Here is a 24,396-nt window from a genome sequence, read left to right as displayed (position 1 = left end):
CGCCGGCTGCACGTCAAAGTTCCTGCCGGGTGGGCCGAAACAGAATGTCGTCGATGTCGACGTCGGCCGGCTGGCTGATCGCGAATGCGACCGCGCGCGAACGAGTCGGCCGGGATCGTTGTTGATCATGACATCGTGCGTTGGCGTCTTACCGGTCGACCCGGTTTTGCCATTGCGCCGGATAGCGATCGCCCGCGATCTCGACCTCTCGCAATGCGGCCTCGATCCGCGCGAGATCGTCGGCCGTGAGTTCGAAGGCCGCCGCGCCGACGTTTTCATCCAAGCGGTGCAGTTTCGTCGTGCCGGGGATCGGGACGATCCATGGCTTGCGCGCCAGTAGCCACGCCAGCGCGATTTGTGCCCGCGTCGCGCCTTTACCTTCGGCAATCCGTCCAAGCAGTTCGACGAGCCCCGCATTGGCTTTGCGATTTTCTTCCGAGAACCGCGGCACGACGCTCCGGAAATCGGTTTTATCGAAAGTCGTTCGCTCGTTGATCGCGCCCGTCAGGAAGCCTTTGCCGAGCGGGCTGAACGGCACTAGGCCGATGCCCAGTTCTTCGAGCGTGGGCAAGATCCTTTCCTCCGGCTCGCGCCACCAAAGCGAATACTCGCTTTGCAGCGCGGCGACCGGCTGCACCGCATGGGCCCGGCGGATCGATTGCTCGCCGGCCTCCGATAGGCCGAAGTGTTTGACCTTCCCTTCGCGGATCAAGTCCTTCACCGTGCCCGCCACGTCTTCCATCGGCACATTCTTGTCGACGCGATGCTGATAGAACAAATCGATGCGATCCGTTTTCAGACGCTTGAGCGACGCCTCGGCGACGGCGCGAATCCGTTCGGGCCGGCTGTCCTGCGTGTTTTTCGAATCCCCGTCCTTAAAGCCGAACTTGGTGGCGATCACGACTTGATCGCGGAACGGCGCGAGCGCCTCGCCGACGAGTTCTTCGTTGACAAACGGCCCATAGCACTCGGCCGTATCGAAGAATGTCACGCCGCGCTCGAAGGCCGCGCGGATCAATTCAATTCCGCTTGCTTTGTCGGTCGCGGGACCATAGCCGTAGCTCAGGCCCATGCAGCCGAGTCCAATCGCCGAAACCTCCAGGCCAGTCTTTCCAAGCTTGCGCGTTTGCATACTGTTCTCCTTTCGTTGGCGGAAGCGTTTGCGAAAAATACCGATCGACGAAGTTTAGGTTGCTGGCTCGTGCTCAACAATCGGCGTACGATTTCATAGGCTAATGAGGAAAATTCATCAATGACGCGCGCCGGATTGACCGAACTGAACGCCTTCATCGCGATCGCCGAGCATCGCAGTTTCAGCGCGGCCGCGCGCGTGCTCGGCGTTTCCCCTTCCGCGCTCAGTCATACGATCCGCAATTTCGAAGCCGGTTTGGGCGTCAGGCTGTTCAATCGAACAACGCGATCGGTCGCGCCGACTGAAGCCGGTGAACAATTGCTGCGCCGCGTGAGACCGGCCGTCGCCGACCTCGACGATGCGATGAACGAAATCGCATCGACCGGCGACCATCCGTCGGGATCGCTGCGGATCAGCGCGTCGGAATCGGGGGCGCGGCCGCTCGTCCGCCATGTACTGCCCGGCTTTCTCGCTCGCTATCCGGACATACGGGTCGAACTCGTCGTGGATTCGCGGCTCGTGGATATCGTCGCGCAAGGATTCGATGCGGGCATCCGAATCTTCGAGGACGTGCCCCGTGACATGATCGCGATCCGCTTCGGGCCCGACATGCGATTTTGCGCCGTGGCTTCGCCCGCGTACCTTGCGAGGCGTGCACCGCCGAAAGCGCCACACGACCTGCTGAAGCACGAGTGCATTCGCTTTCGGTTCGAGAGCGGCGCTATCTATCGGTGGGATCTAGCGCGCCGGGGCAAGAGCGCGACGATCGACGTGGAAGGGCCGCTCACGCTCGGCAATGTAGGCCTCATGATCGATGCCGCGCTGGCCGGGATAGGCATTGCGTGGGTACCGCAAGAACGCGTGGCGGAGCATCTCGAGGCGGGACGCCTCGTACCGGTTTTGCCCGAGTGGAGCCCGACTTTCGCCGGCTTGTGTCTTTACTACCCCGCGAATCGCCACCCACCGACCGCGCTCCACCTGTTCGCGCAGGCGGTACGCGAGTGGGCGGGTTCGCCGAACCCGCCTAGCGATCCGGCTTAAAGCTTCCTGCAGCTTTCAGCCGTGCCCCGTTTGTCAAAGCACTACAAGGCCCCCTCAGGCATCGGAACGCGCATGTCCTCCAAGAGCTTAGCGAGATCGCCAGTTGTGAAATCGCGATTACTTCTGCTGTGGGCGCGGCGCAACTGGATAATTATCTCCGAAATCTCGTTGGCCGCTCGCTTATGCACGCCAGCCCGATGCTGCAGAAATTGGCTGAATTCAACTCGACTCGCCGTCATCGTATCCAGTCGATGACTCATGGACCGGGCTTGGATCCGGTGCACATCATCAACCGGTAGGTTCGACTCGATTCCCTCAACTACACGCTTCACGTCGCGCATGTTACGGCGATTGACAAGCATGCCCGCCGGCGGCTGATCGATCCATCGGCCCGGAGCGTCAAACAAGAGGCGGAGACCCTGGCTGCCCCCCATCGAATGAGCCTAGGCTCCCACAATAAAAATGTCCCTATCTTTCGTCGTCATCGCCACCGCGGCACGTCCCTCAGGATTGTCGACTATGCGCGGCGCCATATCCAGAGCGGTATGCGGATCGAGATACGGCATCAACGGCGCCGAGGAGCCGATCGCGCTGACGACCCTTGATACCGGCACCACATGCGACGATCGAAATGCCCTGGTTTTATCCGACAATAGCTCGCGGGATTTTCGCCTATTTTAATAGGCCCCGGTTAAGTAAATACAAACCGATCTTTGGCTGTCGGATATCCGATTGGTGTTCCCATGGAATGGAAGCAATCGGCCAAATTGCGGAGGCCGACGTTTATTGCATACACGCGATCCTGCTTAAGGTTGCCTTCAGCTTCGCGCCGCTATCGTATGTCGTTGCCCGATGTCTGGCCCGACGATACCCCCTGCGACGCGAGGAGTCCGTAAGTCTTGAAACCTTCTATCATCCGCTATGGAGCAGTCGCCCAGCTTTTTCATTGGGTCACGGCCGTTCTCGTTTTGGTTGCGTTCATTTACGGTCCCGGGGGTCCGGAAGCACGCGTGTACTCCGCCGCCTCGGACATGGGCCGACGGATTCACGAAACGCTTGGGCTATGCGTGTTCACGCTCGCGATACTGCGTCTGCTGTGGCGCGCGATCGACAAGCAGCCGGATGCCGAACCGGCATCGCCATGGATGAAAGCCGCGGCGACTGTTGTCCAATGGGTGCTCATCTTGCTGTTGCTCGCCCTTCCAATGACCGCCATCACGGGGGCTTGGCTCGAAGGGCATCCGCTCACGCTCGTCGCCGGGATCGATGTCGCGCCGTTGTTTCCCGATGCGAAAGCAGCGGGGGCAATCGTCGCATCGATACACGGATGGCTCGGCGACATCATCATGTGGGTAGCCGGCTGTCACGCGCTTGCCGCGCTTTTTCACCACTTCGTGCTCAAAGACGGCGTGTTGGAATCAATGCTGCCGCACTGGCTGATACCGAAGCGGGCTCGATCGGGCCGATAAACCTACGCCGCAACCGGCCCCGTCGCACGCAGCATCGCCTCGATCTCGCCCGGCGCCACGGGCCGGCTGAAGTGATAGCCCTGAATCTCGTGACAATTGTTGTCGCTCAGGAAGTCGACCTGCGCCTGGGTCTCGACGCCCTCCGCGATCACGCTCAGATTCAGGCGCTGCCCCAGCGAAATCACCGCGATCGCGATCGCCTTGTCGTCTTCGCCATGCGGCAGCTCGCGCACGAACGACTTGTCGATCTTGAGCCGGCCGACCGGGAAGTGCTTCAACGCACTCAGGCTCGAATAGCCAGTGCCGAAATCGTCGATCGACAGCCGCACGCCCATGTCCTCTAGACGCTGCATCGCTTCGATCGAAGCCTCCAAATCCCGCATGATCAGGCTCTCGGTCAATTCGAGTTCGAGGTACTGCGGCGCCAAACCGGTGCGCGCGAGCGTCTTCGCCACCTCGTCGATCCACCGCTTCTGCAGGAACTGGTGAGCCGATACATTCACCGATACCGTGATCGGCGGCAACCCCTCGTCCTGCCACCGGCGATTCTGCATGCAGGCCGTCTCGAGCACCCAATCCCCGATCGGCAAGATCAAGCCGGTTTCCTCGGCGATCGGAATGAAATCGGCCGGCGAGATCGTCCCTTCGATCGGATGGTCCCAGCGCAGCAGCGCCTCGACGCCGAAGATCGTCCCCGTGCGCACGTCGACTTGCGGCTGGTACACCAAGCGGAATTGGTTCTCCTCGAGCGCCACCCGCAATTGCTCGCGTCGGCGCAGCCGCTCGTGCACCTTGATGTTCATCTCCGACGTATAGAACTGGAAGTTGTTGCGACCCATCTCCTTCGCGCGATACATCGCGGCGTCGGCGTTCATCAGCAGCGTCTGCGCATCCTCGCCGTCGCCCGGATAGCGCGCGAAGCCCATGCTGCACGTCACTTTATAGCTTTGCCCATTCAAATGGACTGGCTCCGAGATCGCTTTGCGCAGCCGTTCGATCACGGCTCTCAATTCCTCTTCGCCCAGCTGATCGTCGAACAGCACCAACACGAATTCGTCGCCGCCGAGACGCACGACCGTATCGGTGCTGCGCACGCAGTCGCGCATGCGCCCCGCGATCGTCTTCAGCAATTCGTCGCCGGCATGGTGACCGAGACTGTCGTTGATGAGCTTGAAGTTGTCGAGATCGACGAAGGCGACCGAGACGCCGCGTGTATAACGACGCGCGTGCAAGAGCGCCTGGCTCAACCGGTCCCCGAGCAGCGTGCGGTTCGGCAGCCCCGTCAGCGCATCGTGATTCGCCATGTGGCGAATGCTGTCCTCGGCGCGGGTGCGCTCGATCGCGATGCCCGCGATACGCGTCGCCATCGCCATCGTCTGCGCTTCGATCTCGTCGGGCGTGCGCTCGCCGCGAGCGAACACCGTGAGCGCGCCCAACGCGCTGCCCTCATGCGAGAGGATCGGCATCGACCGGCACGCGCTGTATTCCTGCATATGCGCTTTCTGGATGAAGTCCCAATGAGGGACGCTGGCGAGCAGGTTGCCGATCGAAACGGGCTGATGGGTATAGATCGCAACGCCGCTCGGCCCGGCGTCTGGGCCGATCGTCCAGCCGTTCGCCAACTGGCTGAAGGCGGCGGGCAGGCTCGGCGCCGCGCCGACACGCAAATGCTGCCCGTCCTCGTCGCGCAGCATGACCGCGCACGCGCTGTCGGGAATCTGCGATTCGAGCAAATGCATGAGCGCGCTCAGGACATCCTCGAGCGGCGTGCTCGTCGCGATCATCTCCAGCACGCGGTTCTGCTCGGCGCGCATGACCTCGGAACGCTTGCGGGCGGTTACGTCGCGCACGATCGCGACGACGCCGTCGTCCACGCGCACCAGCTGCCGATGCAGCCAAACGCGCGAACCGTCCGGCAGGACATGCCGCCATTCGCGCTCGGCCACCTCGCCCGTCTCGAACACTTGGGCGAACTCACGCGACGTCCCGCCCTCGCCGAGATCGAGGAGCACGTCGTCCGACAAGGCGCCGATCAGCGCCTCGCGAGGCTTGCCCATCATCTCGAGGCCCCGCTTGCTGACGTCGCGCAGCACGAAGCTGAAATCGGCCGCCTGAAACGCGCGCGATACCACATTCGCCAAGCTCTCGCCTTCGCTTTCGCTAGGCACGCGCTCCCACACGAAAAAGGCATCCCGGCTCGCGTCGGAAGCCGCGAAGTACGTTTGCCGCAGCCGTCGCGCGCGCGCTCGACTCCTCAGCAATTCGCGGCTCTTCAGGCTCAGGATCGTCGTCAGCACCACAAGCAGCAGACTGCCGGCTGCCGTTTCGCCGATATACACCCATCGATCGTGCCGATAGCGCGCCAGTTGTTCGTCGCGCGACAGCCCGACGATGGCCACCAGCGGGAACCCGTGCAGCGCCCGCACGTTCGTGAAGCGCTCGACGCCGCCGTCCCATGGCTGATCCGCGACCTCCTCTGTCGCGTCCGCGCTATCGAGGCCGGCCCGCACCCTGGCGCCCCACGACACGTCCTCGCCGGTCTGCTGCACGCGCATCGATCCATCCGTACCCAGCAAGCCGAGGAAGCCGTGCCTGCCCATCCGCAGCGAATCGTAGCTGCTCGTGAAATACGACGGATCGACGGCGAGCGTGACGACGCCGGCGAAAGCGCCCGCGGCGTCCGACAATCGACGGCTAAAGATCAGCGCCGGCGCATGCGAGTCCCGGTCGGTCCTCGTGCGACTGATGAACAGCCTATCGCTCTGCCGCTGCGCCAGAAAATACGGCTGATCGGCGACGTTCCCCGGCGACGGGCTTCGCGTGCTGGCCGTCACGTCGCCTCGGCTGTTCGTGATCGCCATTTGGAAAACGATCGCCGAAGGCAGCATGTCCCTGTTCTGCAGCTCGGCCAGCGCGGCATTTCCGCTGACCGCATAGGCGTACGCGACGGTCTTGAGCGTCTGGTCGATCGATACGAGACTGCGCACGACTTGCGCTTCGTAGGTATCGGCCAGTTCCCGGCTCGACTTCACGGCGGCGAACGTAACCGCCGCACGCTCGACTTCGAGCACGTCGATCAACGCCCCCCAAGCAAGCACGAGCACGACGATGGCGAACAGCGGAAACCACGCCCAGGTCTCCGCCAAGCGCGGCCGCGCGAACGCGATCAGCGCACGCACCCGCGCCTGCATCCGATGTAGCACGGAGGAAGCTCGACGGCCTGTGGTGGATTCGCTATCGCTCATAGGGATCGGGCATGGAGGGCGCGGTCAGTGCGAAGTCACTGCAAGGTCAGCACGGCTCTGACGCTCGCGTCGAGCTGGCTGCTATCGACGTAGCCGATCGTGCTCGCGCCGCTCGCCACCAGCTTTTTCATGGCTTCGGCATCGGCCACTTCACGCGGCGGCTGCCCACTGCCCGTGAAGACGAGCTTCGACCAATACGCACGCAGTTGCGCGGGTGATTTGCCGCAAACGATCCGGTAGAACTTCGCCCGATTCGCGGCGTCGTCGGCCAGATCGATCGGTACGACTTGGGCGCCGCCGGGCAACTGGCCCATGCGTCCAAGGTAGATGTCGGCCACTTGGTTTTCGGACAGCGAACTGACCGGACTCTTGGCGGAGACGATCACCACGAGCTGCGCGTCGCATAGCGAAGTGCAGAGGCCCAGCGCGGCGCCGACCAGTGTCGACCACAGAATTCGTATCGAGTGTTTCATCGCGCCCCCCTCAGAAGACGAAGTCGAGGGTTGCGGTGACCACATTGGTGCCGCTGCCAAGCTGGAAATTCGGCTGCTCGTTGACGAAGAGCCCCGTCGATCCCGCCGGTGTCCAGACGCGGTCGTACTGGACTTTCAAATCCAGGTTCTTCGCGAAATCCCAGCGCACGCCGGCCGATGCCGAACGCTGCCCGGTATTGAAGTTCGGCGCCAGCACCGGACGATCGAGCGAATGCTCCACCGCGTAGGTCGCATAAGGCGTGAATCTCCCGACGCGCCAGCCCACGGTCGCATAGCCGGCGACATAGCCGGGCGTCAAACCGTCCACGGTCGCGCGCGCGATCTCGGCCTGCGCGAACCAGCGTTCCATGTCGAGACTGACGGCCGCGCTATAGACGGCGACCGGCATTCCAGTCGCAAACGGCACCGAGACATGCGCGTGAAGATAGCCCACGTGCGTCGTCAACGCGCGGTATTCGACCGTATCGAATATGCCGAAGATGCCCGTGCCTTGTACGCGCAGCGGCCCCGGCACGACGTGGAAGGTGCTTTCGCCGTAGAGCAGGTGCACCGTGTTCGTCACCGGACCGAAGTGCATCCGATACGACCCGTCGACGCCGTCGCTGTTCGAGATCGGCTCGACGTCGTACAACTCGGGCGGCACGCGCACCCATGGGTTCGCGTAGCCGACTTCTCTATAGTCGGAAGTCAGGAAGGTAGGCAACTCGATCCGGCCGACTCGCACATTGAGGTCGGGCGTGAACGCATAGTTCAGGTTCGCCCACTCGAGCGTGGGCGTGAAGCTGTCGTCGTAGTTGTTGTGCGAGACGACTTGGACGAGTGCCGACAGCTGGCTCGTGAATTTGGCGGTCAATTGCACGCCGATGCGAGAGTCGTCGGCGAAATCTACATTGCGGCTCGCGCCGGCACCATAGGGCTCGAACGGCGCGCCGGCGTAATCGGCCGTGCGCAGGCTCGAGTACGTCGCGCCGAGCGTGCCGAACCCGCTGAGGGTGAACATCGAAGAAGCGTCGCCGGCGTGGGCGGCCGGCGCCGTAAGGACTACGACGAACACAACGCCCAACGAGAGAACGCGGACAGGTGCTAAAGAAAAGGGTCGAAACATTCCCGCGAGATATCGGTTTGGCTGTCTCCATCAACGGCAACTCGCGGGTTTTCTTTAGCTGCTTCAGGGAAGAGGGCTAGGTCAAATACCGGCTATAAGCGTGCGCGGACACGGGAAATGCAGTTCATCGATCGCGCGCTTGCGTCGCCGCTTTCCTTCCGACGCAAGCGCGCGCCAATCACGGCATCATGTCGATCGGATAAGTTTTATCGATCTGATCGTGCCATGCGAGGATGGTCTTCGGCACCCGCTTCTTCCATGCGGGCACATTCGTGTAATAACGCATCCTCACGTTGTTGCTCTTGTCGAACACAAGCAAGCCGATCCACAACTGGCTGCCGTTGTTCATCACGATCGCCGCATTCGTGTTCGCGAGACCTCGCACGAAAAAATTCTGCGCATGCGCCCCGAGATGATCCAGGTCGTCGGTGCCGCTACCGAGATTGATCGTCGATACCAGCGTGTCGTAGTCGGCTCCCAGCAACGCACGCGCCGCATCGTCTTCGCCGCGGTTTTCCAAGACCTTGAGGCTGACGAGATTCGCCGACGGTTTAGCATTGAACGCGGCGAACGTCACGTACTTGCCGCCGAACGATACGCCCATCGCTTCGCCGCATGCGGTCGGACCAGAGTTCTCCGTCACCCCGATCGTTTGATTCGCGCGCGTGAACGTCAGCTTGCATCCGTCCGAATTACTATAACTCGCCGTTTCGCCGACGAGCGTGACATCGCCCTCGCTCTCGCTGGTATGGCCGCCGTTGTATACGGAAAGCTCAAACGACAAATGCGGCGCCTTGCCGGTGAACGTCAGTTGACCGCCTACGGTCGGATTGTCGACGTCGAGCATCCACGTTTGCTCCCAGCGGTTCGTGGCAAGCGGTGTTCCCGCCAACTGAGCGAGCCGTTCGCGATAGCGGTCGCTCAAGCACGGAGCGGCGCTATCGCATGCGTTGCGCTCATGAAGCCATCGCTGCTGGGCCGCCTTGAGCGTCGAGACGTCGCGGCTATCTGCCAGCGCCTTTTTCCAGGCAGCAGCGAGTTCGCTGTCGAGCCGGGAGACTTCCGGTGTCGTGCAGATCGCCTTCTCGGTCGGCGAAGCAGCCTTCGCGCAATCGAAGCTCGCCGCATGGCTCGCAAGGGGGATCGCCGTTAGTGCGATCAAGCCAATCCAATGCGGAAACGGTAGACTGCGGCGAGAGGGCGGCAAAAGCCGGGGCATTGTCATCGTTAGTCCTCGTTAGTCAATCGCGTTGGGGCGCAATACACGGTGCCTTCGGGGAACAAGGCGCGCTAGCCGGTTATCGAATACGGCGCGTTATCGAAATCGACGCAGAGTTTACCCGCATCCAACCGCCGTCACACCTTGCATGTGGCTTGCGGTATAAAGCCCGGTTTATTTTTGAATTCTCTCGCTTTCCCGAAATGTGGACTACATTGGTTCTTCCATCCACCCCATTTCGAACGGACCATGCGCTCCCTCACAACCCTCATCGCAGTCCTCTCGGCATTCGGCGCCATGACGGCGGCACAGGCTCAGGAAGACGTCTTGATCGGTCATTCGGCGCCGCTGACGGGCCCTCAGGCGGCGAACGGGAAAGACAACGAAAACGGCGCGCGGCTGGCCATCGATGAACTCAATCAACAGAAGGTCTCCGTCGCAGGCAAGCCGGTGACTTTCAAGTTGGTTTCAGAGGATGATCAAGCCGACCCGAAGGTGGGCGTGCAAGTCGCACAGAACTTGGTCGATAAGAACGTCGTCGCGGTGGTCGGCCCTTATAACTCCGGCGTGGCCATTCCAGCGTCTCGTGTCTACAACACCGCGGGCATCCCGATGCTGCCCGTTGCCTCGAACCCCGACCTCACGAAGCAGGGCTTCAACAACATCTTCCGTATCGGCGCGAACGATTCGCAGCTCGGCGGGACGATGGGCGACTTCGCCGCGAAGACACTCAAAGCCAAGACGGCGGCCGTCATCGACGACCGAACCGCTTACGGGCAAGGCGTAGCCGAGGAGTTCATCAAGGAAGCGAAAAAGAACAACATCAAGATCGTCGATCGCGAGTATACGAATTCGCAAGCCACCGATTTTCTCGGCATTCTCACGACGATCAAATCGAAGAACCCCGACGTGATCTTTTTCGGCGGCTATGCGGCGCAAGGCGCACCGATGGCCAAGCAGATGCGCGAGCGCGGGCTGCGCGCGAAACTGCTCGGCGGCGACGGCATTTGCTCGGCCGACATGGGCAAGGTCGCGGGGCCCGCGGCGTCGATCGTTTATTGTTCGCAAGGCGGCGTCGCGCTGGATTCGACGTCGGAGGGCAAGGCGTTTCTGAAGAAGTACCTCGATACCTATCACACGCAACCGCAGGTCTACGGCGTCAATTACTACGACGGCGTGATGATGCTCGCCGACGCGATGAAGAAAGCCGGGACGACGACGGATAAGGCCAAGCTCATCGCGCAATTGAAGAAGGAGCACTACAAGGGGATCGCCGGGACGTACTCGTTCGACGAGAAAGGCGACCTCGTAGGCGCGCCCACGACGGTGTACGTGATCCGCGACGGTTTGCCCGTTCCTTATGGGAAGGGCGAGAAGTGATGGCCCGACTGCCACTCCACATCGAGTTGGCGACCGAGCGCCGCGTGATCTGAAGCGATTCTCGTCCTGAGTCGAACGCGCCAAACGGCGTGCGCATTCGACTCAACGCTTCCAGCCATGTGCGAGAGGGCGAATGCCCTGTCGCACCGCCCTATTGCTACCGGATTCGCGAATATCAGATGTCCCGCGTGCGCGGGATGACAACCGCTTGCCCGTGCAGTTTGCCCTCCGCATCGAGAAGCTGCCATAGCGTCGCTTCCTCGATCATGAAGCGCTCGCCCGATTTGGTGATGCGCACGCCCTTGTAACCCGTCTCGTAGCCGAGCCTGCGCACACGCTCGAGGAACTGCTGCCGCTCCTCGCGATTGGGGGCTTCGGCGGAGAGGCGTGACGGTAGATGGGTGATTTCATCCCAGCTGTAGCCGAATCTCTGCTGCGCGGCCTTGTTTCCATAGATGAAGACCGGATCGGGATCGACGTTGTGCGCGAGCACCGCGAATGGCGCGCGCTCGTAGAGCCATGCGGCGGCATCCGTTACGGACATGGCGTTCGGCACCAGCGGGCGACCAAGGAGCCGAGCGTAGCTGTCGGCCAGCAGCTGGTAGAAAGCGGGATCGCTGTGGAGCGGAATCGGCTGAGACATTTCGATCGGGATCGTGGGGCGGTGCGAGGGACGCTCGCGGCAATCGGAATAAACGGCGTTTCGAAAGCGCAATTCTGATGTTTGAAATAAGACTAGGCGCGCGGATAAGGCGCGTCGGCTACCCGAACAGCATAGGCAAACGTGAATCGGTCCGATAGTAGCGCAGGCTTGCCAACATGACCACCACTGCGGGCTACGCTGCAACCCAGCCCGAACTCTTGTCCCGCGCGGCCTTCTGGCCCGCGACAGTGCGGACTCTCCTTCCACATCGGCGTGTTCGTTTCACCCGATGGGGCAAGCAACCGTACACGGTCGCAAACGATATGCGACTCGAATCAAACGCAGGATAAGCAATCGCAATGACAACACCCAATCGCATTCATTACTTCAAGCCGGAAAAGGTCGGCTTCTTTTCGCGCGATAGACAGTGGAAAAAGGACGTCTGCAAGCCGCTGAACAATCCGCAGGCTCGGGTGCTCGTGGAAAGGCCGCCTCGCGGGTGGACCCCGCCGCCGCCACCGCCTCCACCGCCTGCGCCTGTGTTGCCGAAGGGCGACCGGCCGAGGGCCGGTAAGCAGAAGACAAACATAAACGACGAGCCACATCTTACTGACCGGGAGAAATCCGAGGCTGTGGACGCGAGCAAGGACGACAGTCGCGACTGCCGCACGCCACCTCCGTTCGATATGCTCGACATCCCCAACGCGATGGAGAAAACTGGTTTTCGTGTCGCAGCCAAGTTGGCGCGACGGTGGTTCAATGGGCGAAAACACCTCCTCTCCGCTCGGTCATCTGATTTTTACCCAGATGACATGGTAGATTTAAATACCGTATCACTAAATTTCACACTCAACTATCGTGGAGCAAAAGAAAAGCTAAGAAAATTGCTTGCATCGGCAATCCACAACGATGCCGCAATACACGAATTGAAGAGATCCATACATCGTTTCGTAACAAAGGAATTCATCGCTCGCGGAGTTGCTTACACAGGCAACCTCGACACTTGGAAAGCTTCAAACGGGGACATCCAAACTCTCCATAGAAACTATCAATTTCAAATGATGAAGGTCATGACCCTTGACACGATGAATGATAGATTCGGTCCGAGTGATTTGACGGCCTCATTGGGGAATTTTTATTACGTGGCAGCCATTGCTAGCGTCACCGTGCATTCGGATAAATACTACAGATATGACCCTCCAAGTCCGGTTCTTTGTTGCCAATCAAGCGCTGAAGTGACCGAAATCTTTGTGTACCTCCGGGACAGCTACTCCTTTTCGGATAAACCAGGGAAAGAAGCGTCGCAGTATCTTGGCCACTGGAATAGAGATGGAATGATTCTCGTCCCGGCCTCCGTCGCCTCAGATTTCATAAACAATGTTGCAGGAGAGAAGGGCGGCAATTTTCAGTTCGGCGATCGTCCCGCCACACCGTTTATGTCATCCGTTTACGACAACGGGTTCAAATATCCGGTTGACATAATTAACGGACTATTCAAGAAGAATCTAAGGAAGCAAGATGTATACTATCCAATTCACAACAGCGATTACAATTTCTGGCGAGACAAATTTAATCGAGGGGGTGATTTCCTAATTTATTCGTCACCAGTAAAAGTAACGCTGCCCGAGTCGATTATATTTACTCTAGATGAAATATGTTTACCTCGAAAATAATGCAACTTAATTTAACCACAAAATCAATCAAGCGACTTCTAATTGTCGTCCTTGTGGGGTACGGGGCTATATTCGCTCTCGACAAAAAATTCCCCGACAAATTCTACGACTGCGGGCGTGACACGAAGGATCTGCATGGCGGAGACAGAATTTACGCAGGGAAATCATATAATTTAATTCTGTGCGGCACCGGTGGAGACGAAAACTTTATGCATGATAAGATCAGATTACAGATCTTTTCCGAGCAAGGAGAATTGCTTGCTCAGCGCAAATTCCATGTCGATTGGATAACAAATTTCCCCAGGGAGTTAGAGTACGGAGTTGATCACGTGACCTACTATGATGCCTCCCGAGAGAGCAATTTCAAGCACCGGATTGAAATGCCTCCCACACGATGGGATTGGGTCAGGGCGAGACTCCCGTTGCTGAGCTAGCCCGGCGGACATGCAGCATCCAGGCCCGCTACTTCAAAGAAGCTCCCATTCTCAACCCCAAGTTGACACCGAATCAACCCGCCCCCACCTTCCGGACCACCCGCGGCCCCAACACAATGCCAACCATCGAACATCCACGAAAGGAAGCAATCCGATGCTGGCAACCATCCTCTACGACAGCGGCTACGGCCATACGGAAAAGCAGGCCCATGCCGTCGCCGAAGGCGTTCGCCGCGTGCCGCACGCCGAAGTGCAACTGATCGCCGTCACCGACGGCGATATCCCCTGGGACAAGCTGGCCGCCAGCGACGCCATCATCTTCGGCTCGCCCACGTACAACGGCACGATCAGCGCCCGTCTCAAGAAGTTCATGGAGGACTCGACGCGTCCGGCGTGGATCCCGCAGACCTGGCGCAACAAGATCGCCGCCGGCTTCACGAACTCCGGCGCGCAGCACGGCGACAAGCTGAACTCGCTGATGACAATGGCCCTCTTCGCCGCCCAGCACGGGATGATCTGGGTAGGCCTCGATCTCTTCGCCGGAAAAGGCACAGAAGACCCCAACCGCATCGGTGGCTGGCTCGGTGCGATGGCGCAATCCGACAACGTCTCGCCCGACCTCTCGCCGATCGCGAGCGACCTGCACACCGCCGCTCATTTAGGGCAACGGGTGGCCGAGATCACGAGCCGATTCAAGGCGAACGCCTAACCGAGCACACCGCTACTGCGACCACGACCACCGCCACCGCCGTGAGCCGTGGTCGCTTCTTTTGCCCCTTGGAGCCTCGCCATGAAACTGCTGTGCCTAGACATCCCTCAACCTGGTGCAACCGCTGAGCTATATCGGCCGCACCTGCTCGATGAGACGCGTCACGGTTGGAAGCTCTATAAGAGCGGCTTCGTGCGCGATATCTACTTCCGCCAGGATCGGCCAGGCGTCGCCATTGTCGCCGAATGCGATTCGGTGGACGCGGCCCGCACAGTCCTAAGCGAATTCCCACTGGCCAAAGCGGGGCTCATCGGTTGGGAAATCATTCCGCTCGGCTCGTTCGTCGGTTGGGAAACGCTCTTTGCTCCGGATCACGTTTAATCGGCGGTCAAATGGTGTCAGTGGTAGATCAAAGCGATCAAGATAATGATTGGAATCGGTACACCGAGCAGATAAAGCAGGATCGAGCGCATACGTCCTCCTTGTTCGGTTGGGAATTTTGGTCGAGGATCGAACTCGGTTAGCCTCGATCCCCAACCGTGAAGTGTCTAGGCGGCGCTCCGTCAAACATCGCGCAGGCGTCCGCCGACGATCGCCATGAAGCTCGCCGAAAACGCCCCCAGCAGCAAAGAGACGAACAGCCAGAGCGACGCGGAGACGCTCGCGCGGCGCGCGCGGTCGGCAGCCACTTTGGCGACACCCTCGATAGCGACGATCTTCTGCTGAAGTTGCGCATACGTGGCAGCAACACGCACCTGTGCCGCTTGCGTCGAAAGCCCCGTGTAACGCGAAACGATCCTCGCCACGTAGGCGATGTCGGCGACCGATAGCGGGTCGTCCGTCGCCAGGCTGTTGAGGAAAATGCGCGTCACTTCCTGCTTCGGCGGCATACCGGTTGCCACGGGTTCGTTTTCCTGGGCGCTCGTAGGCTCCGTCATGGCAGTAGCGGAAACCCTCGGCGTAGTCACGGGACTGACTACCGCACCGGATGCGACGCTGGCATTCGGACTCGGGTTCGGGGTAGCAGGTGTCGCCGAAGCGGCGGCAACGGGCGCCGATGCATTGATCACCGCGCTCGCCGCGGCACCCGACGCTGCGGCACTCGACGCCGGGGCGGAAATAGCCGGCGCGGCGGACGGCTGCACCGCGGATGAGGCAGACGGGCCGGCCGCCGGCGGAGCGGGACGACGAAACAGCGCGTCTATGTAATACCCGACGGGCCAGCGATCCATTTCGGCCCGCGCGTTGCCCCGATCGATAGCCGGAGCAACCGGCGCCGCTTTCTCGACAGCTTGCACACCGGCGTGCTCGGCAGCAGGCAGCATCACGGCGACGAGCGCCGCAGTAGCCAGCGTCGCGAGCGCCCATGCCAGAAACCCGTGAGCCGTGTCGCGAAAGTAGACTTCATCGGCTTCCACGGCGGGCCAGCGATGCCTGAGACGTCCTGCCAGGTAGCCGCCCAGGCCCGAGGTAAGAATCTGCGTCACGCATACCCAGATGATCGCGGCGACGCCGAATGCGCCCGCGCTAGCGCTCGCCGCGCGCCAGGGCGACAGCGAGGCCAGCCCGAGGCCCGTGCCCAGCGTCAGCAGAATCAACCCGAACGCCGCGGCGGCGATGGCGCCCGCGAACACGGCGCTCCAAGAAACGACGGCGGCATGTCGCCGCCATACGGCGATGTCTTCCGGCGGCAATGCCGCGCGCCCTGCAGGTGCGTCGAGTTCGGCCATGACTTGTATCTCCCGGAGCCTCGGCTATCCCGGGCTCCTCTCATGCGGTTCGATCGGGGTCCGTACGGAATGAACGCATGAACGGGGAAGCATGCCTCGTGCCCGTGCACCGGGGAACACTGCTTTGTGTCGTCGTGCCGCTACGCCTCTCGTCGTCTCTCTTGTTCAAGCATTTCAGGCGGATGCTGTATCCGGCGAACCCGCCTCGATCTGACCGCACGCGTGGCAAAACCGGCTGAACGCGTTCTTGCGGGTGTGGCAATGGGCGCACGTGTTGAACACGCCAATTCCGCAATGGGGGCAAAAGTTCGCTTTCGGATCGGCGATGTCGATCGTTCGCTCACAGCCGGGACACACCTTGGCCGTGACGCGCGCGTAGGCCTTGACCAAGTCGAGCGACTCGCGCCGCGTCGCGCCGGGCTGTTGTTCCTCCTCGCGCTTACGCTCCAAATACCGCGAAAGCGCGCGAATCGAATATCGGCCGAGCAGGATGGTCAGCACGATCCCGACGGTATAGCGAACATAGCCGCCGTAGCTAGGCAGATACGGCACGAGTTCGACGAAGAACGCGAACAACGCAAAGAAGATGAAGCCCCACGCAAACGGCCAATAGCGGCTGTGACGCTTCTTCGCGAACAGCCAAGCTGCGATCAGCAACAACGGCAGCGTAAAGAGCAGCCGCATACCGAATACGCTCAACTCGACCTTGCGCTGCGCGGCTTCGTAGCGCTCGTCCGCCTGCGCGTTCAGTGTCGCGAGCGCCTGCGTCGCGTCGTCGCGCTCGCGAGACAATTGGAATGCGTCCTGCTTCAGCGCGTCGATCTTCGCTTGCGCCGCCCGCTCGCGCTGCGTCGCCGCCTCGAGTGCCTGCGCATGCGCTATCACCGCCGGGTCTTGGGCCGCATCGGCGGTCGCATGGCGGGTGGCGACCGTCGTCCGAAACGCTTCGCGCGCCTGCTGCGTGTCGTGCCGAGCGGCGGTCAGCATCAGCGAAGCCTGGTCCGTCGCATCGCTATTGTCGGTCAGCGCGGCCTGCGCCTTCGACAGCCGTGCTTGCAACGGCGCGGCCGCCTGCTGGTCGATGAATGCGTCGCGGCTCGGCGCGTGCTCGACCTGCGGGAGATCGTCCACCACTTTACCGCCGAGACCGATCAGGAAACTCGCGAATACGACCGCGATAATCCACAATGCGCGCTGATACCATACTTCGGCCAGCCGCAACCCCTTTGTCGATGTGGTCATTTGTTATTCCAGTGCACGCTTTCGCCCTGTAGGCAAAATTAATAAAGCGGATAAAGCGCCCGGCCATTCGCTTTTTATGATGGGCTACGGCCCGATGCAAGCCGCCATAGTGTAAGTGTTTTCCGCAACTGCGTAGGCGAGCCGCCGCACACTATGGATGCCGATCATTTTTGAAAATGATACGGTTTGACGGCGTGCAATCGTTAGGACTCCTTCTCAGAGAATGGGAGGACCCGCGCCGTTCCGGGCATCAACGTACAGGCCTACCCCGGTGCGCCGGAGAAACTGCGCGACCTTGCCGACGGACGAATCGACGCGACGCTCGACGATCGGCTCATGCTGCCCTCCATCATCAAGACCTCGAAGCTCCCGCTCAGGACCGGCGCCCTCCTGCCCGGCGGCGAGCAGGAAATGGGAATCCCGTTTCGCGAAGGCAACCCGCAATTCGAAAAGGCGATCGACGACGCTTCGACGCGATGGAGCAAGACGGCACGCTGAAGAAGATCTCGATGCATTGGTTCGGCACCGACGTGACCAAACCCGTCGCACAGTCATCGGCTCTCATCCTCGTTCTCGGGCCCTGGTATCCGTCGGAGCCGCGTGCTTCACCTCGACGACGCCCCATCACGATGGGGCGTCGCTCTCTCCGGACTTTCACTGACTGATTACGACAAACGAGTGACGTCACGCAAAATTGGCGAGGCTTTCCAAGGTGCGATCTCATCTTGAAGAGCGGTTCATCTCAACGCCAATCAAGCAAAGGAATAACATGCGATTCGACGTCAGCTCTGCATGCCGGCCTTTCCACGAGGCAGGCGAATTCAGTCAACTCACGGCGTACTATGAAGAGGACCGGCGCGCCATGTGGATGATGCTTCGCTCCGCGCCGCGCCCTTGCTTCAACCAGCAGTTGGTTTCGGACATCATTCGCTTGGCTCGCGCTGCTCGAGAGTCCGGACTCAGATTCGACTTCTGGGTCACAGGCTCGCTGGTGCCCGAGATCTTCAACGTCGGCGGCGATCTCAGCTTCTTCGTCGATGCCATTCGCAAAGGCGAACGCGATCGGCTCATGGCCTATGCACGCTCGTGCATCGATGGCGTTTGGGAGATCTACAACGGCTTCGGTACCGACGCGATCACCATTGCGATGGTGGAAGGCAGCGCGCTCGGAGGCGGCTTCGAGGCCGCGCTGGCGCACCACTACGTCCTTGCTCAACGAGGCACGAAACTGGGGTTTCCGGAAATCGCGTTCAATCTGTTCCCAGGCATGGGCGGCTATTCGCTCGTGACGCGCAAGTCGGACATGCACGTCGCGGAAACGCTGATCAGCACGGGCGAATCGCGCTTCGCCGAATGGCATGCGGAACGCGGGCTCGTCGACGGCTTGTTCGATACCGATGAAGCCGTCTTGGCGACACGAACGTTCATCGACGTCATGCGCCCCATGCTCAACGGCACGCGCGCGATGCTCAGGGCCCGTCAACGCGTATTGCCGCTCTCGCGCTCGGAACTCATGGACATCACGGAAGATTGGGTGCGATCCGCCTTCATGCTCGAGGAAAAAGACATTTCGTTCATGGAGCGGCTCGTCGTGTTGCAGAACCGGCGCGTATCGAAACTGAAAGCCGTGCCGTAAGCAATGGCATCAATGCTTGATATTGTTTAACCCCAAAGAAGAAGCTCAGGCAATGAGCCTCAGCTTCTTCTTATCGTCCAGCCAAGCCTCGAACGCCTCGGCAGCCATCGGCCTTGCGTAGAAGAATCCCTGAGCGTAGTCGACCCCGATGTCCTTGAGGAATTGGACTTCGCGCTCTGTCTCGACACCCTCGGCCACGACCGTGAAGCCGAACGCACGCGCGAGCCCCAGCACCGAGCGCACGAGCGACTGGGCCTGGAAATTCTGATCGATGCCCGTGATGAAGCTTCGGTCCAATTTGATCACGTCGATCGGCAGGCGCGTCAGTTGCGACAACGACGAATATCCGGTGCCGAAATCGTCGAGCAGGATGCGCGCGCCCATTTGCTTGAACTGCCTCATCAATTCGATTGCGGCTTTTTCATCCTCGATGAAGCTGCTCTCGGTCAACTCGATGTCGATCAGCGTCCGCGCCGTGCCGCTCTGCTCGACGAGCTCGCGCAACTGGTTGACGATCGCCGTGTCGCGCAGTTGTCTCGCGGAAATGTTGATGGAAATCCGAATGTTCAGCCCGCTTTCATGCCACCGCGCCGCCTGCCACGCCGCTTCCTGCATCAGCCATCGGCCGATCGGAATGATGAGGCCCGACTCTTCCGTGAAGCGGATGAACTCCCCGGGCGCCACCAGCCCGCGACTGTTCGAGCGCCAGCGGATCAGCGCTTCGACGCTATGCAGCCGCCCCGTGCAAAGGTTGATCAGCGGCTGATAGAACAGGATGAACTGCTTCTCGTCTATCGCTTTCCGCAGTTCGGTATCGAGCCAAATATACTTGGCCACCTTTTGGTTCATCTCGGGCAAGAACACCCGATAGGTATGCTTGCCGGCCTCCTTGGCCGCGTACATCGCCGTATCCGCGTGCGAGATCATGGCCTCGATCGTCTTGCCGTGCTCGGGGTAAAGCGCGATGCCGATCGAGCAGCTCGAATAGACGTCCATGAATTCCAGATGGATCGGTGCGCGCAAGCGATCGATGATCGTCTGCGCGAGATTCTCGAGCAGCGCTTGCGTACAAGGATCGACCAGAATCAGGAACTCGTCGCCGCCGAGGCGGGCCAGCGTCGCCCCCTCGGGCAGGCATTCGCTCACGATCTGAGCCACACGCTTGATCAGCCGGTCGCCGTTGACGTGTCCGTAGTGATCGTTGACGCGCTTGAAATTGTCGAGATCGAGAAACACGACGCCGAGCACGCGCGACGGATCGCTGCTCGCGTCCTCGAGCGCGGACTCGATTTTCGCGTTGATCGCATAGCGGTTCATGAGCCCCGTCAGGACGTCGGTCGATGCGAGTTCTTTCAGGCGCCGCTGCGCATCGCGCTCGTCGGTGATGTCCGTGCCGGAAGAGATGATGAAGACTTCGTCAACCCCGCTGCTGCTATGAACGAACTTATTGCGGAACTGGTACAGCCGCGGCCCTTTGACCGTGTTGATGAGGCGCTCGACCTCGAACGACTGCCGGTTTTCGAAAAATTGCTTGATGTTGGTGCGCGATTGCCGGCCTTGGTCGGGGCTCATGAACATTTCGAACGCGCTCTTGCCGATGACGTCGACCTCGCGCATGCCGGTGACCTCTTCGCACATCCGATTGAAACGCTGCACGATACCGTTCCGATCCAGAATCACGACGAGCGAATTGACTTCGGATACGACTTTCTCGGCCGAAGCGAGCCCGGTCGACAATGCTTCGGCCACGGAAAGCGCATCCGCATAGTCAGAGGCGGTCCCGGCCCAGTCGTGGGTATCGATCTTCTTGCCGACGAGGTGGAGCTTTATCGCCTGGCCGTAAAGCGCGATATCGAGCAGCAGGTGCGAGGTCACGCCCGTCAGGTCGCGGATCTCCTTGGCTTGCGCGGCGCTGAGTGCGACGGCGACGTTCGCCCGCCCGGGCACCGCGGCCAATTCCAGGGCATTGCTGTCGCTGCGCAGGCGCCAGCAGGGGCTTTTCGTTCCAAGCAGGACTTCAAGCACCGCGCCGTCATTTTCGTCGAACATAGCTGGCCCCGTTGAACAAGCAACTAAATTGCATCTACGTAACAAGCAAAATTCGATCCGAGCACGTTAGCCTCTATTAGCATCATCAGCGCCTATTGCGACCCGGAGCCTCAACCGCGGCTGCAACATCGCTTTGCAGCCAATTTCGAGGCCCTATTCTACTGCTGCGCCGCTTGGAACGTACTACCCTGTCTATCGATCAAATTGCTGAAATTACGATCGGTTCGAGCGCCGGCAAGCATCGCTAAGCCTGCCGGCTGATCTCGTCGCATTGCGCCGACGGCTCGTTCGCCACCAATTCCTGATAGCGAACGTGGCGGCGATGCAACGAAGTCTTCGCGACATACATCGCGGCATCGGCCTTCGCCAACAATTCCTCGGCTCGGTCTCCGTCGATCGGGAATTCACTGATACCCATGCTCGCGCCCACCGTCATGCAGTGCGCGCCGAGCGTCACGGCTTCGCCCATCGCAGTCCGGACGCGATCCGCCGTATCGTCGATCGCCTCGGGCGATCGGACGTCCGAGGCGAGGATGATGAACTCGTCGCCGCCGAGGCGAGCCACGAGATCGGCGCCTTGCAACGCCTCCCGCAAGCGCTGCGCAACGACGACGAGCGTTCGATCCCCGGCCGAGTGCCCCAATTGATCGTTGATCTGCTTGAAGCCGTCCAAGTCGACGAACATGACGGCCAGTCTCTCCCCGCTGTGCGACGCATGAAGAATCGACGCTTCGAGTTGTTCCATGAACCGCATCCGGTTCGGCAGACCGGTGAGCGTGTCGTGTCCCGCGAGATGCGTCAGTTCCCGCTGCTTGGCTTGAAGCGTCTTCATCTGCACACGGATCTCGTGGCGCATGCGATCGAAGCAGCGCGCGAGGACGCCGATCTCGTCCGAGCGCGAAACCGGCAGCCGCTCCACGTGGGCATCGTCGAACACGTGCGTCGCCGCATGGGCGAGCGCCCTCAGCGGGCGCGCCAAGGCGCGGGCAAACAGCGTGGCCAGTACGATCGCAACGGCGCTCGATATCACCACCATGCGTACGATCTGCGAGCCGAGCGCGTTGGCGGACGCGAGCACATTGGTCAGCGGACGTCCCAGACCGAGCACGATGAAGCGATTGCCATCCACCTTGCCGAACGGCGAGCGCACGAATGCAAAAGCTTGCGCCGGCGTCCCATTCGCGCCCGCTCTTGCGTGAAACGTCAAATTCGCCGGGCCGCCGTCGAAGAGCGGGCGCGTTGCGGGAAAGCTGGCCTGCATCAGCACGCGCCGTCCGCGCTCGAAACCGAATGTTTGGCTCGGATCCGGGTGAATGAGGAAATCGCCCCACTCGTTCGCGAGATACACGAGATAACCGCCCGGCAAGTCACGCTCCAATCGCCCGAACACTTGCGTCAGATCGATGTCGATGACGAGCACCCCCACCTTGCTTCCGTTCGCATCGACGATGGGCGCCCCGATTCTCATCGCCGGCTTTCCGTTGCTCGCGTTCGAACCGGCTTGGCGCTTAAGACCGATCGGTGACACATAGACGTCGCCCGACGCCGTCGCGAGCGTATCGAACACATAGGCGAACTGGCCTTTCTCCTGCAATTCGCTGTCGGGAACGACCACGACACCCTGCGCGCCTCGCTCGACGCGCAACCGCTCGAGCCCATGATCGGCGCGCGCGATGAGGCGAATCCCCAGATACTCCGGGTGATGCACCATGAATCCGACAATGACCTGCTCCAATCTAAGGCGGCCGCCCCCGGACTTCTCGTCCCCTCGTGCCACCGCGACTGCCGAAGGCGACGTCGCCAGAACGAGGACGTCGACGGCAACGTCGCCCAGCGCAGCCGTGAAGCGCTGATCGAGCAACTGCGTCGAGGTCAGCAAGCTGCGCTCCGCTTCCTGCTTGATCATCGCGCGATTGGCGCGATAGGCGTAATAGCCGGTGGCCCCGGAAGCCGCGACGCCGATACAAACGAGCAGAATCGAAAGCCTGGAGGTCAGACCGAGCTTGATCATTGCCGAAAGCTCCTCAGCCGGTCGCCCGCTTCGATTCTCTGCCATAGCGCTTCGCGCTGCCCGGTGCTCTCGACGCGCTGGAGCCAGACCAGATGCTGTCCACCGGCACGCGGCTCCTCGCCGGGCGCGGGTGTCAACGTATTGGCGAGCCCTTCGCGTTGCGTCAACGACGCGCCGATCGCCGGCTGCAGCATGTAGTTGATCCACTCGTAGGCAAGCTCGCGATTGCCTGAATTTCGAGCGATCGCCCAACAATCGAGCCAAGCGAGCGCGCCCTCGTCCGGAATGACGTAGCCCACGTCGACGCCGGCGCGGCGCAGCGACTCGACTTGCTGCGTGCCGTAGTTGCCGAACATCAATGCGACACGGTGCTGGACGAACAGCGCCGTCGCTTCCTCGGGCAACGTGTAGTACGTGAGCAGATTGCGCCGCAGTTCGACCAGCTTGCGCGCCACGGTCTTCATCTGCGGGGGCGACAAGCGGAACGGATCGGCGTAGCCGAGCGCCAGCGCCGTAAACGAGAAGTTGTGCTGCGCGCTATTGAAATCGAGCACCTTGCCGCGATAGCGCGGATCCCAAAGCGCGAGCATCGAATGCGGCGCAACGGCAATCTGCTTGCGGTCGTAAATCAGCCCCATCGACGAATAGGTGAATGGAATCGCGTAGGCGGTGCGCTCGGTCACGAGCCCGCCGATCGCATCGAGCTGCCGGAAATACGGCCGCTGCCGCGACCGGTTCGGAATCAGTGATAAGTCGAGCGGCGCGAGCAGGCCGTCGTGCGCATAACGCTGAATCTCCGCCGTATTGGCAGCCAATACATCGAACGGCGGGGGAGCGGCGCTATGCATGCGAGCCCATAACGCTTCGTCGGAATCGACGAACGTGACCTCGACCTTGGCATGGAAACGCTTCTCGAACGCGCTGATCCAATCGTCGTCCGCATAGCCGGGCCAAGCGAGCACGCGCAACACGGCTTTGCGCGGCGAGCCCGAATCGGCCAGCGTTGCCGTCCAAAAAAAGCCAAGCAAGAAAAGGATGACGGCGAGCGACGTGACGACGTTGCCCGCGCGCAGGCAAGCAAACCATCCCCGTATGGCTCGACGAACGACCACACTCATGCTTCGCCCCGCGTGTGACACTTTTTAGAAAATCTTTAACGCCGCCTGCCGGTCCGGCGCGCTATG

General features: G+C 61.0%; 18 protein-coding genes and 1 pseudogene. 8 read left to right on the top strand and 11 right to left on the bottom strand.

Annotated features, from left to right (window positions below):
* Window positions 1-148: 148 nt before the first annotated feature.
* Window positions 149-1,132 (bottom strand): aldo/keto reductase, encoded by a 984-nt coding sequence (locus tag DWV00_RS26590; protein WP_115536611.1) that lies wholly within the window; start codon window positions 1,130-1,132, stop codon window positions 149-151.
* A 120-nt stretch (window positions 1,133-1,252) separates the two neighbouring features.
* Between DWV00_RS26590 and DWV00_RS26585 the strand changes: the two genes are divergently transcribed.
* Window positions 1,253-2,173 carry a LysR family transcriptional regulator gene (locus tag DWV00_RS26585; protein ID WP_115536610.1) on the top strand — a complete coding sequence of 307 codons (921 nt, stop codon included), beginning with the start codon at window positions 1,253-1,255 and terminating at the stop codon, window positions 2,171-2,173.
* 899 nt (window positions 2,174-3,072) lie between these two features.
* Complete coding sequence (locus DWV00_RS26575; RefSeq protein ID WP_115536608.1) at window positions 3,073-3,642, top strand: cytochrome b; 570 nt, start codon at window positions 3,073-3,075, stop codon at window positions 3,640-3,642.
* 2 nt (window positions 3,643-3,644) lie between these two features.
* Here DWV00_RS26575 and DWV00_RS26570 read toward each other — a convergent pair whose 3' ends face one another.
* The 4 genes from DWV00_RS26570 to DWV00_RS26555 form a co-directional block, all read right to left on the bottom strand.
* Window positions 3,645-6,845, bottom strand: a complete 3,201-nt coding sequence (locus tag DWV00_RS26570; protein WP_181885596.1) for a bifunctional diguanylate cyclase/phosphodiesterase — start codon at window positions 6,843-6,845, stop codon at window positions 3,645-3,647.
* A 77-nt stretch (window positions 6,846-6,922) separates the two neighbouring features.
* Window positions 6,923-7,360 (bottom strand): type 2 periplasmic-binding domain-containing protein, encoded by a 438-nt coding sequence (locus DWV00_RS26565; RefSeq protein ID WP_220274741.1) that lies wholly within the window; start codon window positions 7,358-7,360, stop codon window positions 6,923-6,925.
* A gap of 10 nt (window positions 7,361-7,370) precedes the next feature.
* On the bottom strand, window positions 7,371-8,381 hold the full coding sequence (locus DWV00_RS26560; RefSeq protein WP_147297987.1) for a hypothetical protein: 1,011 nt from the start codon (window positions 8,379-8,381) through the stop codon (window positions 7,371-7,373).
* Between the two features lie 283 nt (window positions 8,382-8,664).
* The gene (locus DWV00_RS26555; protein WP_245965051.1) at window positions 8,665-9,711 is read right to left on the bottom strand and encodes a lysozyme inhibitor LprI family protein; all 1,047 of its coding nucleotides are present in this window, start codon (window positions 9,709-9,711) and stop codon (window positions 8,665-8,667) included.
* A gap of 243 nt (window positions 9,712-9,954) precedes the next feature.
* Between DWV00_RS26555 and DWV00_RS26550 the strand changes: the two genes are divergently transcribed.
* Entirely contained in the window at window positions 9,955-11,085 is a 1,131-nt protein-coding gene (locus DWV00_RS26550) for a branched-chain amino acid ABC transporter substrate-binding protein (RefSeq protein WP_115536604.1), read from the top strand.
* Between the two features lie 175 nt (window positions 11,086-11,260).
* Here the strand turns inward: DWV00_RS26550 and DWV00_RS26545 are convergent, their stop codons facing one another.
* The gene (locus DWV00_RS26545; RefSeq protein ID WP_115536603.1) at window positions 11,261-11,728 is read right to left on the bottom strand and encodes an MEKHLA domain-containing protein; all 468 of its coding nucleotides are present in this window, start codon (window positions 11,726-11,728) and stop codon (window positions 11,261-11,263) included.
* A 359-nt stretch (window positions 11,729-12,087) separates the two neighbouring features.
* On the opposite strand from DWV00_RS26545, the gene DWV00_RS33800 reads away from it, so the two are divergent.
* The 3 genes from DWV00_RS33800 to DWV00_RS26530 all read left to right on the top strand — a co-directional run bounded on the left by DWV00_RS33800 (window position 12,088) and on the right by DWV00_RS26530 (window position 14,925).
* A complete protein-coding gene (locus DWV00_RS33800) occupies window positions 12,088-13,401 on the top strand; it encodes a DUF6402 family protein (RefSeq protein ID WP_147297986.1) in 1,314 nt (437 codons plus the stop codon).
* A gap of 588 nt (window positions 13,402-13,989) precedes the next feature.
* Window positions 13,990-14,544, top strand: a complete 555-nt coding sequence (locus DWV00_RS26535; RefSeq protein WP_115536602.1) for a flavodoxin family protein — start codon at window positions 13,990-13,992, stop codon at window positions 14,542-14,544.
* 81 nt (window positions 14,545-14,625) lie between these two features.
* Window positions 14,626-14,925, top strand: coding sequence for a superoxide dismutase (locus tag DWV00_RS26530; protein WP_115536601.1), 300 nt, complete (start codon window positions 14,626-14,628; stop codon window positions 14,923-14,925).
* A 182-nt stretch (window positions 14,926-15,107) separates the two neighbouring features.
* Here the strand turns inward: DWV00_RS26530 and DWV00_RS26525 are convergent, their stop codons facing one another.
* Window positions 15,108-16,274 carry a hypothetical protein gene (locus DWV00_RS26525; RefSeq protein ID WP_115536600.1) on the bottom strand — a complete coding sequence of 389 codons (1,167 nt, stop codon included), beginning with the start codon at window positions 16,272-16,274 and terminating at the stop codon, window positions 15,108-15,110.
* Between the two features lie 174 nt (window positions 16,275-16,448).
* Window positions 16,449-17,516: a serine endopeptidase gene (locus DWV00_RS26520; protein ID WP_115536599.1), complete on the bottom strand. Its 1,068-nt coding sequence runs from the start codon at window positions 17,514-17,516 to the stop codon at window positions 16,449-16,451.
* Between the two features lie 234 nt (window positions 17,517-17,750).
* Between DWV00_RS26520 and DWV00_RS26515 the strand changes: the two are divergent.
* A pseudogene (locus tag DWV00_RS26515) lies at window positions 17,751-18,067 on the top strand (transporter substrate-binding domain-containing protein); the annotation flags it as partial.
* 218 nt (window positions 18,068-18,285) lie between these two features.
* Complete coding sequence (locus tag DWV00_RS26510; protein WP_115536598.1) at window positions 18,286-19,152, top strand: crotonase/enoyl-CoA hydratase family protein; 867 nt, start codon at window positions 18,286-18,288, stop codon at window positions 19,150-19,152.
* Between the two features lie 45 nt (window positions 19,153-19,197).
* Here DWV00_RS26510 and pdeR read toward each other — a convergent pair whose 3' ends face one another.
* From pdeR to DWV00_RS26495, 3 genes are all read right to left on the bottom strand, one after another.
* Window positions 19,198-21,201 carry a cyclic di-GMP phosphodiesterase gene (gene pdeR / locus DWV00_RS26505; protein ID WP_115536597.1) on the bottom strand — a complete coding sequence of 668 codons (2,004 nt, stop codon included), beginning with the start codon at window positions 21,199-21,201 and terminating at the stop codon, window positions 19,198-19,200.
* Between the two features lie 244 nt (window positions 21,202-21,445).
* Window positions 21,446-23,212, bottom strand: coding sequence for a diguanylate cyclase domain-containing protein (locus DWV00_RS26500; RefSeq protein WP_115536596.1), 1,767 nt, complete (start codon window positions 23,210-23,212; stop codon window positions 21,446-21,448).
* Window positions 23,209-24,330, bottom strand: coding sequence for an extracellular solute-binding protein (locus DWV00_RS26495; protein ID WP_115536595.1), 1,122 nt, complete (start codon window positions 24,328-24,330; stop codon window positions 23,209-23,211). Before DWV00_RS26495 ends, DWV00_RS26500 begins: the two co-directional genes overlap by 4 nt.
* Window positions 24,331-24,396 lie beyond the last annotated feature (66 nt).

The organism is Trinickia dinghuensis, from assembly GCF_003367175.1.
GTDB classification, from domain to species: Bacteria; Pseudomonadota; Gammaproteobacteria; order Burkholderiales; family Burkholderiaceae; genus Trinickia; species Trinickia dinghuensis.
The sequence above is the reverse complement of the archived record's forward strand: the minus strand, read 5'-3'. Positions and strand labels throughout refer to the sequence as shown.

Excerpts from the sequence above, each read along its gene's own strand:
- DWV00_RS26535 (WP_115536602.1), top strand. The coding sequence starts at position 13,990 with ATGCTGGCAACCATCCTCTACGACAGCGGCTACGGCCATACGGAAAAG.
- DWV00_RS26525 (WP_115536600.1), bottom strand. The coding sequence starts at position 16,274 with ATGGCCGAACTCGACGCACCTGCAGGGCGCGCGGCATTGCCGCCGGAA.
- DWV00_RS26590 (WP_115536611.1), bottom strand. The coding sequence starts at position 1,132 with ATGCAAACGCGCAAGCTTGGAAAGACTGGCCTGGAGGTTTCGGCGATT.
- DWV00_RS26545 (WP_115536603.1), bottom strand. The coding sequence starts at position 11,728 with ATGTCTCAGCCGATTCCGCTCCACAGCGATCCCGCTTTCTACCAGCTG.
- pdeR (WP_115536597.1), bottom strand. The coding sequence starts at position 21,201 with ATGTTCGACGAAAATGACGGCGCGGTGCTTGAAGTCCTGCTTGGAACG.
- DWV00_RS26500 (WP_115536596.1), bottom strand. The coding sequence starts at position 23,212 with ATGATCAAGCTCGGTCTGACCTCCAGGCTTTCGATTCTGCTCGTTTGT.
- DWV00_RS33800 (WP_147297986.1), top strand. The coding sequence starts at position 12,088 with ATGACAACACCCAATCGCATTCATTACTTCAAGCCGGAAAAGGTCGGC.
- DWV00_RS26530 (WP_115536601.1), top strand. The coding sequence starts at position 14,626 with ATGAAACTGCTGTGCCTAGACATCCCTCAACCTGGTGCAACCGCTGAG.
- DWV00_RS26585 (WP_115536610.1), top strand. The coding sequence starts at position 1,253 with ATGACGCGCGCCGGATTGACCGAACTGAACGCCTTCATCGCGATCGCC.
- DWV00_RS26555 (WP_245965051.1), bottom strand. The coding sequence starts at position 9,711 with ATGACAATGCCCCGGCTTTTGCCGCCCTCTCGCCGCAGTCTACCGTTT.
- DWV00_RS26550 (WP_115536604.1), top strand. The coding sequence starts at position 9,955 with ATGCGCTCCCTCACAACCCTCATCGCAGTCCTCTCGGCATTCGGCGCC.
- DWV00_RS26560 (WP_147297987.1), bottom strand. The coding sequence starts at position 8,381 with ATGTTCACCCTCAGCGGGTTCGGCACGCTCGGCGCGACGTACTCGAGC.
- DWV00_RS26510 (WP_115536598.1), top strand. The coding sequence starts at position 18,286 with ATGCGATTCGACGTCAGCTCTGCATGCCGGCCTTTCCACGAGGCAGGC.
- DWV00_RS26520 (WP_115536599.1), bottom strand. The coding sequence starts at position 17,516 with ATGACCACATCGACAAAGGGGTTGCGGCTGGCCGAAGTATGGTATCAG.
- DWV00_RS26495 (WP_115536595.1), bottom strand. The coding sequence starts at position 24,330 with ATGAGTGTGGTCGTTCGTCGAGCCATACGGGGATGGTTTGCTTGCCTG.
- DWV00_RS26565 (WP_220274741.1), bottom strand. The coding sequence starts at position 7,360 with ATGAAACACTCGATACGAATTCTGTGGTCGACACTGGTCGGCGCCGCG.